The following is an 18,128-nucleotide window of genomic DNA, read 5'->3' on the forward strand; positions in this document are numbered from 1 at the left end:
TCTTGGCGAAACGGCGCATCGACACCGTGTCGTACAGCGCTTCTTCCGCCGCCGGATCGCTCAGCGCATACCACTGCTGCAAAAAGTGGATGCGCAGCATCGTTTCCAAGCGATACGGCTGGCGCCCCGGCTGCCCCGACTTCGGATAGTGCGGCTCGATCAGCGCCAGCAGGTCCTTCCACGGCACGACCTGGTCCATCTCGGCCAAGAACATCTCACGCCGCGTCCGCTTGCGCTTGCCGTTGTACTCCGCGTCGCCGAAAGTCAGTTGCATCGTCGTCGTCCCGTTGCGTCTGTGCGATTGTCGCAGGATCAGGGGGAGTTGTTCAGAGTTTCCTTAGATTGATTCGTCCGGTCAGAGAAGCCAGCGCCGCCTCGACGATCGGATTGCTGATGAGCCGTGCTTCCTCCTGCTTGCCTCCAGGCGAGATCGGATTCCATGTGCGTTTCCAGCTATCCACCGCATCGGGAAGATGAGGTACGCAAATAACGGCCTTCAATGACCGATTCGAGTCAACGGCATCCATCATTTTCTGATCGGCATAGACAACAACCACGGCGTCTCCCGGCGAATAGGGTTTGAAGGTCCTGATTGTCTCCAGCCTGACAGCGCCCTCGCCGATACGCAGCTCATTACCGTCACTGAGCAGCTTCAAGGTCTTTGCACCCAGCGCCTGCTCAAGCGTGGTGGATTGGATGTTTCCTTTGGTTGGGATGTACAGCAGACATCGCTTGATGCTCGGATCCTCGGCCATGACGCCAAGAAGGCATTGAAATGCTGTGCGGATTGCATCGCCGTCGAAAGTCGTATCCGGAATTAGCACTCGTTTGATCGACATCGTCTCGCACCGTTTGGTTTTGCATTGCATCGACCATAAACGAAGCCGATGTATGTTTAGGAACACAACTATCTTTGCACTGATTTTCGCACAGCTGCCAGTGCCCTCCTAGCCGCCGATACTGCCTGATCGTACTTCAAGACGCCGGATCGCCTTGATCGCCGATTCCCCGATATCCATATCCTCACTTAGGCTTCGCAAGAGCGGTAGATCGCCCATGTCACCGAGACTCCCTATCAGATCGATCGAGAATCGCAGCGCGTCAAGCTTGTCATGCACGAAATGCGGAAAGTAGCCGACCTGATGGTCGGGCAGCCGCAATGCGTTCCGGCAGATGCTTGCCATCGCGCCGGGAAATTCCCGGATGACCGACTCTCGAACGTCATCTTCGTGCATCATCGACCTGGTCAACATATGCAAGGCCGACGCCGCCCCGAACTGATCTGGCCTGAGCAAAACACCCAGTGCCGGCGCGCAAGCCTGATCGAGATGCTCCGCTTCGAAGTCCCGTCGGTGAATCCAGTAGTACAACTCCCCGAAGGCAATCAAGGCAGCCTTCGCGGGAGAGTCTTCATGCACATCGCGGGCGGGTAGCGGAACTCCGAGCATGCCCAGGGCGACGTGGGCCCACACAAACACGGAGACAGAATCTTGCGGTATGAAACTCTCAACTGCGGGCAGCTCTAGCCATCGCTGAATCGCCGGAGCAACGGAACGATCGCTATGCTTTACGAGCTCCTGGATCAACGGTGCAACGAACATCCCTGCGTAGTCCGCGCCTCGGCAGGCCATCGCCAAAAGACGCTTCCTGTCATCCGGACTCAGCTCTTGCATGACCTCGCAATAGGCTGCCGAATACGGGTGGTCAAACTGGCAGACATAAGCTCTCCAGGCGCCGCCGCATTTGTCGGCGTCTATAGAGCCTGACAGAAGCTGCTGCAGATCCGTCCTGACGGTATCGACATGCCGGCTGACCTCTTCCTCCAGTGCACCCATGTGCTCAAGGGCTTCGATCACCATGCCGGACAGTACGGGACCCACGTTTGGAACCAAAGCGTCCAATGCGCCTATTAGCTGCTGCCGCAGCTCCTCGTCAGACAGACGCGCAAAGTGCACGAAATTCAGAAGTGCAAGCTGCAAGTGGTAGGGTTGATACTTCCACTGCTCGCCGAGCAAGGGCAGGATGTACGGAACTACGAACTCCTTGTCCTCCGCGAATCTGACCAATGACAGCAGCAGGTAAGTCTGGCCGGGTGTGCGAGGCTGTTCCCATTTGGTCCTGAGCTTGCCCGCGACTTCACTTTCGCTAGCCCGGAACACGCGATCGCTGTTGAAGATGCACCTCAGCAGGTGGGAAATCCCGGTCTTTCCTGACATGACATAGGCATCCGCAAACAAGCCGCTGCGGAGCGCAATCTTCTTCTCTCTTGCCTCGTCCTTCAGCACCTGGAAACCCCGGATCAGCGATTGATCCATTACGCCTACGGCATGCAGGACCTGATCAAGATACGATCCTCGCCACACGCCATAGGAGATTGTCGCCATGAGCGCGTGTTCCGCGGGCGTCCATTCGCTGGCGCTGTCTTCGGATACACCGGCCCCGTTCCAGATGCCTCCCTGCAGCGAGAACCCGAGTGCTGCGGCTTCCGAGGTCAGTCTCTCAAGTACCTGCTCGCATCGGGCGACGGTCCAGTGGCGCGCAGCCAGCCCGCACTCTCCGTCGGATGCAGCCCGCAGGAGATCCGCATCGGTCGTTTCCGCGAGCACCTTCACGACGAATCCATCGTCATCGTAGGCGCCCAGGATCAAAGAACGGGCATTTCGATACTTGGGCGCGCCCAGTGCCCGAAGCACGTCCTCGACATCATGATTGGTCCGTCGAACTACAGACTCGGCGGCGAACGCCGCGAAGATCAACTCATGGCGGAAACTGACCTTGTCCGACCGCCTCACCACGAGGCCAGCGGCGACAATCCTTCCAAGTAGGTCGCCCGGGATGCGTTCGGCGGCCGCTAGGCGATCGAAATCCCTGATTGATAGGCTGAACGACATTCGGTCGATGAGCTGTGCTGCGACGGCAGCGAGGAATCGGATCCCATCGGATGCGTCATCTCCCAGCTTTTGCCTCGCATAAGCGTCGAACAGCGCAAATCGGCTCGATCCGTCAGCCAATGTCGTGCCGACTCGACCGACCAAATCTGCCTCAAGCCCGCTCGATACTGACTCCAAAAGATAGTCGAATCGATCCGCGGCACTTGACCCTGCGATCGCTGCCTTCAGGGCCTTGCTAGGTTCTCTTACTACTACGTGCCTCGCCTCAATGAGATCCGGTCGCGCAAGGTCAGCCTGTGCGCTGACCACGAGCCGGGCACCGAAACGCCGGACAGCAGCCGCCAAGCTCCGCGTGAGGGCAAGCTGTTCTGCTGCCGGGCATTCGTTGTACCCGTCCAACACCAGCACGAGCGGACTGCCGGTCGCCCTCGCCGCCCTGATCAGGCTGGTCGCCGAAGGCGCGCCGAGCATGACCGCTTCCCGCTCGATGCTCTCGCCTAGTTTCCCGGCAAAGTACTTCGCCTGCAGGAGTATCGGAACGTGGCCCTGCTCCAAGGAGTGGATGGCGATCTTCTTGGTCAGCAAGGTCTTTCCGCAGCCTGATGGCCCCACGATCAGCAGGTCTTCACCTTCCTGCGCAACGCAATCCGCCACACCGCTGGCATCGAACTCTTCGTCCCCGACCCCATAGGAATCAGGTTTCAGCGAACCAATGTCGGGGGCATAGGTCCGGAGAAACTCCGACCTGTAAGCGGTGACCAGCACCTCCTGCTCCAGCAGCTTCGGATCGCAAGCTGCACTCATCGTCTGGACACGCTGGAGCCGAAGCTCCCGTGCAAAGGCCGCCCACTTTTCTCTGGACAGAAGCAGACGGGAGGTCTTGGCGACGACAGTTGCAAGGCCTTCCGTCCCGATGATGGAGACCCTGAAGTCGGAGGGTGGCACATCGGATCCCACGGGCACCTTCGGAGCGATGACGACACACGTAGCCGGATAGCCGAGATTTTCGCCGTGAGAGGCCCGGAGGTGATCCTTCAGTGCGTGCGTTGCGTCCAAGGCTTGAAGGTAAGGGTTCCCGACATTCTTCCAGGCGCTCCCCGACACGTGCATCTGCCAGAGTCCATTGACCTTGCCGCGGATACGACGCGAGAATTGCTTTGCTTCGACAACTAGCGTCAGAGAGTCGGTGGCGACCAGAAAATCAATCTGGCGGCCGCCGATGTGGATGTTAGCGAAGATGGCTGCCCAGCAGCCGGCAATCGACATGTGCTCGATGAGCGCGGCCAGCACTTCTCGCTCCGATGCGTGCTCTATGGCCGTGCCGACATAAAGTTCGATCGTAGCGGCGCCCGTCATTCCCATCTCGCCTCAGCTGAGACCGGTGGTATGGTGGGCGACATAGGGATTCGCGTATCCGACGAACTCTTCATGCTCCGTCCGGACCACATTCCAGCGCTTAGCTCCCTCAGGCGGTTCTCTTTCCTCGCAAACCGTCAGATACAAGCGACGCTTTGCGCGCGAGATGCCAACGAAGTAGGCAGAGCGCTCGGCATCCTGATCGCCCCAGAAGGTCTGAGTCTCAACACCGAACATCACAACTGTATCGAACTCTAGGCCCTTGCTCTTGTGGATCGACATGACTTTTACGGCTCGATCGCCTGAGAACAAGGCGAGGGCTGCCGACGGGTCCCCGCCTTCGGACAACAGCGTATGTGCCCGATCAGTCGTCGCGTCAATCTGCTGTTGCAGATAATCCCCCTGCGCGTACTCGGACGAAAGCCCGACTACCGCATCGCGTCCTACGATGTCGAGTAGCTCGCCGATGATGGTTCGCAGATCGTCGATGTCTGCAAGGTCGGCTTCCCCCGCGGCAAGCCGCTGTTTGACACTCGCACTGAAGCGATCCCATCGGGATCGCGCGCGATACTCGTTCTCCTGATCGAACCCTCGCCCGAACACCACAAGATCGAGGAGACGCTGAAAGGGGCCTGGCTGCCGCTGCCCTGTTGCGACGAGAAGAAAATCAACGATCAGGTTCGCAACCGGCTCCGATGCCAGATTCTGCATTGCGTCCTCGTCGCGGATCGGAACGCCTCTGGCATCCAACGCGGCACGCAGCTTCTGGCAATAGAGGTTCTGCTGCTTGCTGACCAGCACGGCGATCTCGGAAGGATTAAGGCATTCACCGTCGATCCAGCCGCGCACTAAATCCGCGAGCGCCTCCGCTTCGTCATCATCGTTGTCGAACCGAAGGACCTCAATCTCTCCTTCATCGCCCGGAAAGTCATCGTCGTCAAGTGCAGCGGGCGGGTCCATGACGCGTACCATGGCGTTCTGCATGCGGCGCAACCTCGGCTTTGACCGGAAGTTCTGATAGAGGTTAAGCGGGTGTGCGTTGAAGTCTTCCGCGTAGCTTTCAAAGATACCTTCAAGTGCCCCGGCCCATCCCATGATGCGTTGCTTCGTGTCGCCGACCGCTGTAAGCCGGACAACCGTACCCTGAAAGCAAGCCTTGATGAGTTCGTACTGCGCATCCGTGCAGTCCTGAAACTCGTCAAGGAACACATGGCTGTAGGTGTGACGGATCGCGTTGCGCGCGATCTGACTTGTCTCCACGATCTGCACCGCCAGCGGCACCATGTCATTGAAGGTGATAGATCGCCGCTGGACGCGATGAGGACCGACACTGTAGTCCGGATCAAGCGCGTCCTTACCGGTCAGTACCGGTCTGAACCGGTCGATGATGCGCTTTGCGAAAGCGTGAAACGTATGGCTATCGAAGCGCGCCGCAAGCTCCGGACCGCAACGTTTGCGGACCCGGGCCTTGAGGTTCTGGCTGGCATCGACCTTGAACGAAATCGCCAAGATGCGCTTGGGATAGCGGCACGCTCCGGAGCGCAGCAGGAAGTCGGCACGCTGCGCCAGCATCTCCGTCTTGCCAGCGCCTGGACCGGCGGTGAGCGCCAAGTTGCGGTCGATCTCCTTGGCCGCCGCTAGCGCGTTCGGTTCAAGGGAAAGGCCGTCAGCCGGTGCCCATCGTTCGGACGTGATCATTCGGGAAGTTCCGCGACCTTTTCTTCAACCGCATCGAACATGCGGTCGAGAGCATCGGGTATTTGCTCGATGAGCTTCTCGTTATCGAGGTTCGCCATCGCACGAATGTGCGACGTGGGCTTGCTGTCGAGCTTGAACCTTCGATGGTAAGCATCGAAGTAGCTCTGCTGCTCGTCAGAGTACTGCCCGTCAAGCACATCATGGCTCTTGCCAAGCACAGCCTTGACCGTCTCTTCGTCGGGCTCCTCCAGGTCGTCGTCCTTTACGCGGTAAGCAGCCGGGTAGTGCGTCATCATCATGAAATCGAGATCGAGCGGCGTCGAGAAGTAGACCCCGAGCGCCTCAAGTCGGGCGATCCAGCCTAGATCGTCAAGCATGATCCCGTCATCGGAGTTCCACTTCGGGATGTCGTCGATCTCATCCTGCGTCAGGTCATTGCCGTCGATGTCGGCATAGCTCAGAAGCTGATTGGCGGCGTACTTGATGCGGCCCCATCCGCCCTGGTAGCGCGCGACATCTAGGTCCAGTAGCGTGACATGCGGGATGCCAAGGCCATTCAGCAGCCGCCAAAAGTGATTGACGTGCCGTCCGCCAAGGGGCACGACTGAAATGGATGCGTCGTCGGCGAGGATGCCCCGGGCCTCCAGCAATCGGGGGAGCACGATCTGCTCGCTGTCACCTTCACCCAGGATGACCATGCGGGAAAAGTAAAGCTCCGGGAAGGCCTGAACGCCTTCGCGGACAAACTTCTGTGCTGTCTCATCCGTCGGGAGTTCGATGCTCTTGACGACGGTGCTCCGCTCCTCGTTCAGGCGCAGGTATCGGACCGACTCGGGCGGCACCCGACGTAAGAGCGACGGCGCATGCGTCGCTACCAACGCCTGGCTGTCTTGCCCCTCGGCGAAAGTCGTCAACGTCCTGACGACGCGGCCGAGATAGTGGGGCGACAAGCTGTTTTCTGGCTCTTCGATGGCAATGAGCGTGAAAACTGCGGGGCGCAGTTTGTCGATATCAAACGCTTCGGTCAGCTCGCCGCTCAGGACCTTGCTGCCGATGTCGTGCATGGCGAGCACCAGAGAAACGTAGAGCAAGGACTGCTGACCGTCACTGAGCCGGGTGAAGTCCACGATGTTCTCGCCATGGCCGGGCGTGAACCCGATGCTCAGATGTCGCAGAAGGTTCTCGATCTCGTTCCGCCCGAACGAGACCGACGGATTTGTGTAGTGGCTTCCCTTGTGCAGGCCGACCCATTGACTGGTGAGCGCGGTAGCGATCCCGCCGATGGCCGCGTTGTCCCGAAGTTCATCGCCAATCTGTTCCGTTAGGGTGCTGATTTCATCGCGCTCAGCGCTCCAGTCCGCCGACCGCAGTGCTCGCCCGAGTAGTGCGTTGGCAGAGTAGGAGATGTGGTCGGCAGGGTCGCGTCGTGCTGGCAAGTAGTGGACCTGAATGGCGCTACGGTCCTGCTTCGATACGCGGCTCTCTTCCGTTGGATTTCCGTCGTTGCCTTCGCGGATGACGAACGTCAAACTCTCTTCGATGTCGTCGTCCTGATCGATGGTTGCCTTCAGCCGGAAGCGAACTTGTGCCGGACCTTCGGCTGCCACAAGTTGCATGTGCGCGAAGTTGCCAGGCACCGCCGGAAGTGCGGCCCCATCGGCCTCGTCCTGTTCCAGCTCAGGAAACTCGAAGTCCGCCTCGACCCAGAGGGTTCGCTGTTCAGGGGCGTCCTCTGGCGCTTCGCTTGCCGGGACGTGAAAGTCGGATCGCTTAATCCTACGCTGCGCGGGATCGAGCCCGAACATGCGGGCGAGAGCTTGGAGCACAGCAGTCTTGCCGGCACCGTTAGGCCCGAGCAAGAAAGTCATGTCAGTAAGCTCGACTACTGTGGGTTCGGGACCGAAAGAGCGAAAGTTGTATAGGCGAAGGCGAACGAGCTTCATTTAGCCTCCCTTTGTGGGATTTGCCACGCAACAGGCACACGCCCGCCCGGGCATCCATGTTAGTTTAACAAAGCCGCAGTGCAATGCTCCGACCATATGTCAGCGACCGGAAGGCGATTGTCGCCCGGCTGGCTCGGCGGTGAGCGAGAGCCCCTTCATCTCGAAGACTGCAGCTGGGTGAGCACTCCATGGCTGCGATACGACTTGACTTGCCGCCCAAGAAATGAGTTATCGGTGGCCATGACTGCACAGCAGATGCTTGTCATTATCGCGACAATAGCGGTAGCAACCGGTCTCAAAGTTGCGCTCCCCTACCCCCGATAAATCTTCCTAATCTCGAGGCGAGACATATGTTGGCCAGAATTCGGCATCCCTCGCCCCGCTCTAGCCTTTATCGCTCGTGCTCCCGCTCACCCTGCGCTCAAGTACATGTATTTGCTTAAATGTTTCGATGGACTACATCGTTACGCCTCCTCAAACGTGCCGCTTGTGATAGTCGTCGACTGCATCCTCGAAGTCCTTAAAATGCATTCCATGCACCAAGAATGAGAAGACTTGCCTTAGCTGCGATCTCAGATGAATTGCGTCGTCCCACATGGTTGGCGAAAAAGGACAATCTCCGAACCGATTGCCCGGATGTAGCGTTGAGATTCTACTGCTGTAAAAATCGTCAAAGTAATTTTCTAGCTCCCCAGGCGGATCATGCCCAAATGGCTCGTAGAGATTACGATGAAGCCACCGGGCTGCATCATGCGCCGACGGATTGGTCAGGCCCTCTAACTTGAGCTTCCGCTGTACTAAGGAAAATGAAGCATCCAATGCAATGAAGGCAGCAATGACTGATTCTTCGCCGAACTCTTGATGGCGCCCCAGCATGTCTGACTTCACTAGCGCCTGAAGGCCTCGCATCAGCACAAAGTTTGCAGGGTCGATCCTTCGGTAGGATGGCGCGAATCGATCCATTTCGATGTCTTGGTCCAGCAGATGATAAGGCTCTCTCAATACGCTTGCGGATACGTGGGGGCCGCTCGGCATCGGCATACGTCGCTGTTCTCTTGCTGAGAGCAACAATCGCTCTTTGATCAAGCTGACGGTGGCCCGATCTGAGAGATCAGGCTGATGCATACTCAGCACCAATTCCGGCCCGGCCACTGGGTAGAGCCGGATCCAAGCACCATCAAAGTTTTGACAGAAGAGAAGCGCGCCCAGCACTCTCACTTGGGCAGGCGAAGCCCAAGCAAACTCGGAGAATGGGACGTCTGCGTCGATGGACCGCCAACCTGAGCACCGTACGACCGTGAAGGCGAGATCTGCATCGGCGTGGAAGAAGCCGTCGTCGCAGAAGAATGTTCCGCGCGGGTAGCTTCCGCCCCTTGGATCGAACACCATTACGCGCAATCGAGGATTCTGATCATAGCCGGAGAATGAAAAGCCCAGCTCAATATCTTTTGGAAGGAGCATCCGTCGCACCCTGTTCTTGCCCGCGCATTTGCTTTGCCATCTCACCGCACTACTTAAGGATCCGCTTCAGTACGGTGAAAGGCTTTCTCTATCGCAAATTGTATCGCCCGGATTCAGTCGATGGAAATCCGCGCTTGGTTCCTTCGATGGAACTCTAAGTCGTCCTCATACCCCCGATAAACCTCCCTAATCTCTCCGAGCCCATCGTCAGCTTCCCGCCAAAAGCGGGCGTCAGGCATCCAGTGCGCCTGAATGTTGGCCAGTGCCTCACGCAAGCAGGTTGGATGGGGTTGGCCGGCGAGCTTGGACTCGGCATCGGCGATTGCTGCCGTGGCCTGGTTGCAGGCGGCGTTGATGACGTCGGGCGCTCGTCGGTGGTCATCAGTTGGGCGTCCGTGTCGACGAGTGTGAGCAGGACCTTGGGCGCGGCGAGGGTGTGAACCGCCCCGACTTTTTTGGAGGTCGCTTGGTTTGAGTCAGGCCGCCTCGGCCTGACCGGTTTGTTGCCGATAGTAAGCCGCTTCGGCTTCCGCTGGCGGGATGTGCCCGATCGGTCCCGGCAGTCGCTTATGGTTGTACCAGTACACCCAGTCCAGGGTGGCCAGTTCCACCTGCTCACGATTGCGCCACGATCTGCGGTGGATTACCTCGGCCTTGTACAGTCCGTTGATCGTCTCGGCCAGCGCATTGTCGTAGCTGTCGCCCACGCTGCCCACCGACGGCTCGACCCCGGCCTCGGCCAGCCGTTCGCTGTAGCGGATGCTCACGTACTGCGATCCCCTGTCGGAGTGGTGGATCAGCTCCCCATCCCTCTGTCGGGCGTGCAGGGCCTGCTCCAAGGCATCGAGCACAAAGTCCGTCTTCATCGATGTAGAGGCCTTCCAGCCCACGATCCGCCGCGCGTACACATCGATCACAAACGCCACGTACACCATGCCCTGCCAGGTCGAGACGTAGGTGAAGTCGCTCACCCACAGTGCATTCGGTCGCTCTGCCTGGAACTGCCGATTCACCCGGTCCAGCGGGCACGGCTGCGCCTTGTCGCTGTGCGTGGTCTTCACCACCTTGCCGCGGATGACGCCCCGCAGGCCCAGCCGGCGCATCAACCGCTCCACCGTGCATCGCGCCACCTGCCAGCCTTCACGCAGCAACTGCTTCCAGACCTTGCGCACGCCGTAGACCTGGCGGTTCTCGTCCCACACCCGGCGAACCTGCGCCTCCAGTGCCTGATCCCGCCACCAGCGGTCCGCACGCGCCTGCGGATGCGCCTCCCGGGCCGCGTGGCTGTAGTACGTCGACGGAGCGATCTCCAGAACCCGGCAGATCGGCTCGACTCCGTGGGCATCGCGATGCTCTGCGACGAACCCCGTCATGGCTTGAAGCGGCGGTCGAGCTCCGCCTGGGCGAAATACGCCGATGCCTTGCGCAGGATCTCATTGGCCTGCCGCAGCTCGCGCACCTCCCGCTCCAGCGCCTTCATCCGCACTCGCTCGTCCGTCGTCAAGCCCGGACGCAGCCCCTGGTCACGCTCGGCACGACGTACCCAGTTGCGCAGCGTCTGGGCTGTACACCCGATCTTCCCGGCAATCGACTCGATCGCCGCCCACTGCGAACTGTGCGTGTCCTGGTGTTCCAGCACCATCCGCACCGCGCGCTCCCGGACTTCCGGGGAATACTTCACTGGCTTGGTCATCACTCCATCCTCTCAAGAGTTGGAGCCTCAAGGAATCCCGGGGCGGTTCAGTCACCATGGTCCATCGGCCCGGTGATGAAGGCGATCTGTCGATGGCCGCGCTGGATCAGGTGGCTGGTCAACTGGTCGGCGGCCAGTTGGTTGTCGATCCGGATGGTCTGCATGCCCGCCAGTGGCGTGGCACCGGCGATCGCCACGGCCGGAACGCTGAGACGTTGGAAATAGTCCGATTCGGCGAGCAGTTCTGCGTAGGGAGGCACCAGGAGCAAGCCTTCGGCCCCCGCGTCGATGAGCTCCATGACCAGCTGCTCGGCGTGATCCCGGTTCGGCAGTCGTCCCTCCCTGACCACCAACTGCGCCCCAATCGCGGTAGCGCTGGCGAGCGTGGTGAGCAACACCTCGCTCAGGAACGGGGATCGGATGTCCGAGTAGACAAATCCGAGCCGGGTGCCTGCCGCGCCTGCCAGGCGGCGCGCCGCGATGTTCGGCACATAACCGGTCAGCCTGATGGCTTCCTTGACCCGCGCGTGCGTCTGGGCGCTCACCTTTCCGCGGCCATTGATCACATTGGAGACCGTCATGGGGGAGACGCCGGCCCGCTCGGCCACGGTTCGTAGCGTGATGGGCGGACGAGCGCCAGAACGTCGGATGGGCACGGCGAGATCTCGGTGGGTGATGTGCCTTCCTCCGTTGGACGCGATGGCCCACGCCGATGCGTGGCCAGCGTCCGACTGCGGGTGCGTGCACGTTCATGCACTATTGTGCACGATGATGCATGATATTGCACGATCTCGCTTAGTGGTGCCTCATGACCGACGACAACCGTTTTCCCGCAGAACGCGCCCAGACCGTCCTGGCATTGCTTCGCGAGCAGGGCCGGGTCTCCTCCAGCGATCTGGCGGCGCGCTTCGGCGTTTCCGAGGACTCCATCCGCCGCGACCTGCGCGAACTGGCCAGCCGCGGTCTGTGCAAGCGCGTCTACGGCGGCGCCGTGAAAGCGGCAGTCGAGGTGGCCAGCTTCAACGATCGTGCGCAGCAGAGCGTTGCCGGCAAGGCGGACCTGGCCTCCGGCATCTGCGCACTGCTGCAACCGGGGCAGAGCGTGTTTCTCGATGCAGGCACGACGAACCTGCTTGCCGCCCAGTGCCTGCCCGAACAACAGAACCTCGTCGTCATCACCAATTCTCCGCAGATCGCCATTGCCGCCGGCCAGCGCCGCGGGGTCCGCGTGCAGCTGATCGGCGGCCTCTTCGCTCCCGAAGCGGGCGGGATCCTCGGCGCGGAGGCGTTGTCGCAGTTGCAACGCCTGCGCATGGACGTCTGTGTCCCCGGCGCTTGCGCGCTGGATTCAACCACCGGCGTCTGGGCCACCGATGTCGAAGAGGCAGCCCTGAAGCGGCTGGTGGTGGCCAACAGCTCACGCGTCATCGTGGCCGCATCGGCCGAGAAGGTCGGTACCGAAGCCAATCACCATGTGGCGGCGCTGGCCGAAATCGACGATCTGGTGGTCACCGCAGGCGTCTCCGACACGCATCTCCACGCCTTTGCCAGCGCAGGCGTCGCCGTCCACCGCTTGCCGCGCTGACACTTTCAACTTCATCAACGGTTACCCCTATGTCCACGATGCCTACCTCCAGCGCCCGCGCGCAGCAGCACGCCACACGCGCCGCATTCTTCATTCCAGGGTTCGCCACCGCCATCTGGGCGGTCCTGGTTCCATTCGCCAAGACCCGAACCGGTGTCGAGGACGGTGTCCTCGGCCTGATCCTGCTGTGCCTGGGAGCAGGCTCGCTCATTGCCATGCCCGTTTCCGGCGCACTGGCCGCACGCTTCGGCTGCCGGAGCGTGATGATCGCGACGACCGCGATCATTTGCGTCAGCCTCCCACTGCTGGCCTTGACCGCCAATCCCTGGCTGCTCGGTGGCGCACTGTTCGTCTTCGGCGCTGGCGTGGGCGCGATGGACTGCACCATGAACATGCAGGCCGTGGTGGTGGAGCGCGAGGCCAATCGGGCGATGATGTCCGGTTTCCATGCCTTCTTCAGCATTGGCGGATTCATCGGCGCCGCCGCCATGACCGCGTTGCTGTCTGCGCAGATCGGCCCGATGGCGGCGTCGCTGGCGGGCATCGTCGCGATGGCGGCGATCGCGGTGCTCTCGCTCAGGCATTGGCGTGGCGAGGCCCTGCATCAGGACGGCCCACTGCTCGCCTGGCCCAAGGGGATCGTGCTGTTCCTGGGCATCCTGGCGTTTGTCGTGTTCCTGGCAGAAGGTGCGATGCTGGACTGGAGCGCGGTGTTCCTGGCCGATGTCCGCGAGGTCAAGCCGGCCATGGCGGGCCTGGGCTATGTCACCTTCGCGCTGACCATGACGGTGACCAGGCTGTTCGGCGATTCGGTGGTCGAATCGCTGGGACGCATTCGCTCCATCGTGGTGGGCGCCTTGCTGGCGAGCGTGGGCTTCGTGGTCCTGACCTGGGTAACACCGTGGCAGGTCTCGCTGGCTGGCTATGTCCTGCTCGGATTGGGCTGCGCGAACATCGTGCCGGCGTTGTTCTCCCTGGCCGGCAATCAGCAGCGCATGCCGGAGAGCATTGCGATCACCGCGGTCACCACGCTGGGCTATGCCGGCGTCCTGGCCGGGCCCGCACTGATCGGCTTCGCGGCCCATGGCATCGGCCTGATCGGCGCATTCATGGGAGTGGCTGTCCTGCTGATCGGCGTCGCCGCGTCCACCCGCTGGCTCAAGGTCTGAGGAGGCGATCATGCAGACCCATCGAATCGAAGACCCGGAGAGCGACTTCCTGCATCGCCTTGCAGACCTTGCGGATGCGCAGACGCTGCCGCGGTTCCGCAGGCCGATCGGCGTAGACACCAAATACAAGGAGGGCGACCGGTTCGACCCGGTCACCGATGCCGATCGCAGCGCCGAAGCGGCGATGCGCTCCCTGATCAGGGAGCGCTTTCCCGACCATGCCATCCTCGGCGAAGAGTATGGCGCCGAAGGCGAGAGCGACTACTGCTGGGTGCTGGATCCGATCGACGGCACCAAGCCCTATCTCTGCGGCATCCCGGTCTGGGGATCGCTCATCGGCCTGACACATGGAGGCGTGGCGGTGCGCGGCATGATGAGCCAGCCGTTCACCGGCGAGCGGTTCTGGGCCGACGCCGATGCCGCCTGGCACCGGCGCGGATCAGCGGTCGAGCGTCTGCACACGCGGCAGGTTGCGCTGAACGAAGCGATTCTGCATACGACCAGCCCGCAGGGCTACCACGGCGCGCTGGCTGCGGGATTCGACCGCCTGAAGGACCATGTCCGCATGACGCGATATGGCGGGGAGTGCTACGCCATGGTCATGGTGGCTGCAGGTCATATCGACATCGCGCTGGAGCCGTCGTTGCAGGCCTATGACATCGTGGCGCTCATTCCCATCATCGAAAGGGCCGGCGGAGTGGTCACGCGTGTGGATGGCGGCCGGCCCGAAGTAGGAGGCCCGGTACTGATATCCGGCAGCCCTGCCCTGCACGACATCGCGCTGAAGACGCTGCGCTAAGCGGGCCGAAACTCTCGACGAGCGCATGCGGCCGGCTGGCACGCATGCGCTCGTCGCTGCACATCGATCGCCCGTCCGGCCTGCCACATGCATGGCGTTCCCGAGTGCGACCACGCCTGCTACGTAGACGATACGCCGCTGTCGCGTTCTTGAGTTTATCGATAAACCTCCCTAGGTTAGCCCGGCTCCGGCAAGACCGGACTCCGACGGATCGCATCGAGCGCACATGAACCGACCGCACACGCCATCACCGCTGCAACGTACGGACGGCGGCAAGACCCATTTCGATGTTCTCGATGGCCTCCGCGGGACCGCCGCACTGCTGGTCGTGCTGTTTCATATCCAGGGGATCGGCGTTGCGTTCGCGCACGACAAGCTGATCCTTCCGCATGCGTATCTTGCGGTGGATTTCTTCTTCGCACTCTCCGGCTTCGTGATCGGTTACGCCTACGACGATCGGTGGGCCACCATGAGCACCCGCCAGTTCTTCGTGGCTCGCCTGATCCGCCTGCATCCCCTGGTGGTGGCGGGAGCCATGCTTGGCGTGTCGAGCTATCTGTTCGACCCGTTCGCCGGTACCAGCCAATCCATCCCGCTGGCCCTGGTATTGGCTGCATTCGCCCTGTGCCTGCTGGTGCTGCCTGCTCCGATCCTCGACAACCGCTGGCACGACACCCATCCGATCAATAGCCCGTCGTGGTCGCTGCTTCAGGAATACATCGCCAACATCGCCTACGCCTTGGTGCTTCGTTTCCTGTCCGTGCGCGCCCTGTGCATCGTGGCGTCGGTCGCATGGGCGGCCCTGGCTGGCGGAGCGCTGACCGCCGGGTCCCTGGACATCGGCTATGGCTGGGACAATCTGTGGGGGCGCCGCTGCGACTCCCATATCCATTTACGGTAGGCCTGCTCATCTATCGGGTGCAGCACAGGCTTGCGCGCATGCGCCTGGGTCTGGTTCCGTTGTCCATCGTCATGACCGGCCTGTTCTGCTTTCCGTCCCTCGGCGAGGCGGGCGGCATCAAGCTCAATGCCCTCTACGATCTGTTCTGCGTGTCGGTGATGTTCCCGCTCATCCTGGTGCTGGGCATCCATTCCGAACCGGCAGGTTGGCGTGCGCAGATGGCGCACTGGTTCGGTCGGATCTCGTATCCGCTCTACATCACCCACTTTCCCACGGCCTTCGTGTTTCTCAACTACACCGTCAGCCAGAAACCATCTCCGCCTGCGGCCATGGCGGCAGGCGTTGCGACCTTCATGGTGATGCTGGTTTTCGCTTGGGTCATCCTGCGATGCTTCGACGAGCCGGTCCGCGCGAGGCTCCGCAAACGCTGGCTGGCCCGAAAGCGTTAGCGGCCATTCGCGTGTGCATGGGCGCGCGCGCCGGCAACATGCCCGCGTGCAGGGCAACGCCCGCACTTGTCTCGCAGGAACCGGAGCGGATGCTCGGGACAGGCACGCGTCGACCTGCCTTGTCATGCGTCATGATCGACGGCACCCCGCCACGCGCGCGGTGACTGCCCCACCTGCGCCTTGAATGCTCGCGACAGTGCGGCCTCGCTGGCGTAGCCCACGTCGTGGGCGAGCTGCTTCAGCGGCCTGCCCTGGCGCAGGCCGCGTTGCACCAGAGCGATGCGCCATTCCTGCAGGTACTGGCCCGGGGTGCAGCCCACCGTGTCGTGAAAGCCGCGGGCGAAGGCGCTGCGCGACATGCCGGCCTTGGCGGCCAGCGTGTCCAGCGACCACGGATACGCGGGCGCGTCGTGGATGCCGACCAGGGCCAGCCGCAGGCGCGCATCGGCCATGCCGGCCAGCATGCCGCTATCGGCGTGGCCCTGTTCCATCAGTTCGCGTATCACATGCACCAGCACGACTTCGAACAGCCGGTTGAGCACCGCCTGGCGTCCACAGTGCTGGGCGAACGCTTCCTCGAACAATGCATGCACCAGCGCAGCACCCTGGCGCAGCGCGTCCAGCGGCAGGCAGATGCATGCCGGTAGCGCACGCACCAACGGGTTGGCCGCGCCGCTGCCGAAGCTCAGGTGCGCGCAGGCGAAATCCGCGCCACGCTGCGGATCGGTGTCGAACCGATGCGGCAGCGCCCGCGGGTACAGCAGCAGACTGGGGCAGTCGATCTGCAGGCGGCTGCCATCGCCGTTATGGACCGCCACCGCGCCCTCGCGGATCAGATGCAGTTGCCCCCGTTCGCCACCGTCGAGCTGGTTGATACCGCACAGCGCGCCGGCATGGAAAACCTCGGCGCTGACCGAGAAGTGATTGAGCAAGGCGGCAAGGCGGTCGACCATTCTGGACTCTAAGATAAGTTTTACGGACTATTTGCTGCCTATCGTATCGCTCTCGCACGCAAAGTGGCTCCTGTCGCCGGCGCCGTCCGGCATTCCTCAGGAGCTTCCCATGCACACCCCCCTCGCCCTTGCCGCCGCGACCATCCTGGCCGCATCGATCGGTACCGCAGTGGCCGCCGTGCCGAGCGAGCAGCCGGCCCCCCTGCGCCCGGTTGCCGACTTCCTCAAGGCCGTCAACAGCGGTGGCGGCAAGCCGATCGAGCAATTGAGTCCCGCACAGGCACGGCAGGTGCTGGTCGATGCCCAGGCCAACGCGCCCCTGCCCGCGGCCGAGGTCAGTCGCAAGACCATCCAGGCCGATGGCAAACCATTGAATCTGGTGATCGTGCGGCCGTCCCATACCACCGGCAAGGTGTTGCCGGCCTTCATGTACTTCCATGGCGGTGGCTGGGTGTTGGGCGACTTCCCCACTCACGAACGACTGATCCGCGATCTGGTCAACGCATCCGGCGCCGCGGCCGTCTATGTGGACTACACGCCGTCGCCGGAAGCGCGCTATCCGGTTGCCATCCGCCAGGCCTATGCAGCGACCCGCTGGGTTGCCGAGCATGGCGGGGAGATCGGTGTGGACGGCAAACGCCTGGCGCTGGCCGGCAACAGCGTCGGCGGCAATATGGTCGCGGCAGTGGCCCTGCAGGCCAAAGCGGCCGGCACCCCTGCACTGCGCTACAACCTGATGCTGTGGCCGGTGACGGACGCCAGTTTCGACAACGGTTCCTACCAGCGTTACCAGAATGGCTATTTCCTCAGCCGCAACATGATGACCTGGTTCTGGGACAACTACACCACCGACCCCAAGGAGCGCGCCGAGATCACCGCCTCGCCGCTGCGCGCCACTCCCGCCCAACTGGCAGGTCTGCCGCCGACTCAGATCCAGACCGCCGAACTGGATGTGCTGCGCGACGAGGGCGAAGCCTTCGGCCGCAAGCTGGATCAAGCCGGCGTTGAGGTGACGGTGACCCGCTACAACGGATTGATCCACGATTACGGCCTGCTCAACGCGCTGCGCGACGTGCCGGCGGTGCGCGATGCCATCGGCCAGGCCGGCGATGGACTGCGCGAGCATCTGCGCTAAGCGCGCGTCCGCTGCGAACCCCTCAGCGACCGCCGGTTGTCCCGGCGGTCGCTGCCGGCGTTGCGGGGGCAGCTCGGCACCGGGCCTGTACCGCC

General features: G+C 62.0%; 15 protein-coding genes and 1 other annotated feature. Of the genes, 6 read left to right on the top strand and 9 right to left on the bottom strand.

Translation table 11 applies throughout. From position 1 onward, the window contains the following. The 8 genes from LL962_RS13000 to LL962_RS13035 all read right to left on the bottom strand — a co-directional run. Positions 1–274, bottom strand: a 274-nt coding sequence (locus LL962_RS13000; protein ID WP_228317197.1) for a transposase, incomplete at its 3' end; no start/stop codon positions are given. A gap of 52 nt (positions 275–326) precedes the next feature. Then, the gene (locus LL962_RS13005) at positions 327–839 is read right to left on the bottom strand and encodes a hypothetical protein (RefSeq protein ID WP_228317198.1); all 513 of its coding nucleotides are present in this window, start codon (positions 837–839) and stop codon (positions 327–329) included. Positions 840–947: 108 nt separating this feature from the next. Beyond that, positions 948–4,247 (bottom strand): NERD domain-containing protein, encoded by a 3,300-nt coding sequence (locus LL962_RS13010; protein WP_228317199.1) that lies wholly within the window; start codon positions 4,245–4,247, stop codon positions 948–950. Between the two features lie 12 nt (positions 4,248–4,259). After that, positions 4,260–5,945: a UvrD-helicase domain-containing protein gene (locus LL962_RS13015; RefSeq protein WP_228317200.1), complete on the bottom strand. Its 1,686-nt coding sequence runs from the start codon at positions 5,943–5,945 to the stop codon at positions 4,260–4,262. After that, positions 5,942–7,888, bottom strand: coding sequence for an ATP-dependent nuclease (locus LL962_RS13020; RefSeq protein ID WP_228317201.1), 1,947 nt, complete (start codon positions 7,886–7,888; stop codon positions 5,942–5,944). The genes LL962_RS13015 and LL962_RS13020 overlap by 4 nt, the downstream gene beginning before the upstream one ends. Before the next feature lie 474 nt (positions 7,889–8,362). After that, a complete protein-coding gene (locus LL962_RS13025; RefSeq protein WP_228317202.1) occupies positions 8,363–9,349 on the bottom strand; it encodes a hypothetical protein in 987 nt (328 codons plus the stop codon). Between the two features lie 476 nt (positions 9,350–9,825). Next, a protein-coding gene (locus LL962_RS13030) for an IS3 family transposase (protein ID WP_228317203.1) occupies positions 9,826–11,042 on the bottom strand; the annotation gives its coding sequence in 2 pieces (ribosomal slippage) (positions 9,826–10,754 and positions 10,754–11,042; 1,218 coding nt in all). Further along, positions 10,648–10,764 (bottom strand) — a sequence feature (AL1L pseudoknot). (Overlaps the previous gene by 117 nt.) Positions 11,043–11,089: 47 nt before the next feature. After that, on the bottom strand, positions 11,090–11,698 hold the full coding sequence (locus tag LL962_RS13035; protein ID WP_228317204.1) for a LacI family DNA-binding transcriptional regulator: 609 nt from the start codon (positions 11,696–11,698) through the stop codon (positions 11,090–11,092). 152 nt (positions 11,699–11,850) lie between these two features. On the opposite strand from LL962_RS13035, the gene LL962_RS13040 reads away from it, so the two are divergent. The 5 genes from LL962_RS13040 (at position 11,851) to LL962_RS20915 (ending at position 15,945) form a co-directional block, all read left to right on the top strand. After that, a complete protein-coding gene (locus LL962_RS13040; RefSeq protein ID WP_228317205.1) occupies positions 11,851–12,627 on the top strand; it encodes a DeoR/GlpR family DNA-binding transcription regulator in 777 nt (258 codons plus the stop codon). 38 nt (positions 12,628–12,665) lie between these two features. Then, on the top strand, positions 12,666–13,796 hold the full coding sequence (locus tag LL962_RS13045; RefSeq protein WP_104587178.1) for an MFS transporter: 1,131 nt from the start codon (positions 12,666–12,668) through the stop codon (positions 13,794–13,796). 10 nt (positions 13,797–13,806) lie between these two features. Next, the gene (gene hisN / locus LL962_RS13050; protein ID WP_228317206.1) at positions 13,807–14,595 is read left to right on the top strand and encodes a histidinol-phosphatase; all 789 of its coding nucleotides are present in this window, start codon (positions 13,807–13,809) and stop codon (positions 14,593–14,595) included. A 226-nt stretch (positions 14,596–14,821) separates the two neighbouring features. Continuing rightward, on the top strand, positions 14,822–15,496 hold the full coding sequence (locus tag LL962_RS20910; protein ID WP_255626305.1) for an acyltransferase family protein: 675 nt from the start codon (positions 14,822–14,824) through the stop codon (positions 15,494–15,496). Between the two features lie 38 nt (positions 15,497–15,534). Further along, positions 15,535–15,945: a hypothetical protein gene (locus LL962_RS20915; RefSeq protein ID WP_255626306.1), complete on the top strand. Its 411-nt coding sequence runs from the start codon at positions 15,535–15,537 to the stop codon at positions 15,943–15,945. 122 nt (positions 15,946–16,067) lie between these two features. Here the strand turns inward: LL962_RS20915 and LL962_RS13060 are convergent, their stop codons facing one another. Beyond that, positions 16,068–16,898 carry an AraC family transcriptional regulator gene (locus tag LL962_RS13060; RefSeq protein WP_228317207.1) on the bottom strand — a complete coding sequence of 277 codons (831 nt, stop codon included), beginning with the start codon at positions 16,896–16,898 and terminating at the stop codon, positions 16,068–16,070. A gap of 109 nt (positions 16,899–17,007) precedes the next feature. Between LL962_RS13060 and LL962_RS13065 the strand changes: the two genes are divergently transcribed. Further along, positions 17,008–18,033 carry an alpha/beta hydrolase gene (locus tag LL962_RS13065; RefSeq protein ID WP_228317208.1) on the top strand — a complete coding sequence of 342 codons (1,026 nt, stop codon included), beginning with the start codon at positions 17,008–17,010 and terminating at the stop codon, positions 18,031–18,033. The last annotated feature ends 95 nt before the right edge of the window (positions 18,034–18,128 follow it).

This window comes from Xanthomonas sp. NCPPB 1067 (assembly GCF_020783795.1).
Classification (GTDB): domain Bacteria; phylum Pseudomonadota; class Gammaproteobacteria; order Xanthomonadales; family Xanthomonadaceae; genus Xanthomonas; species Xanthomonas melonis.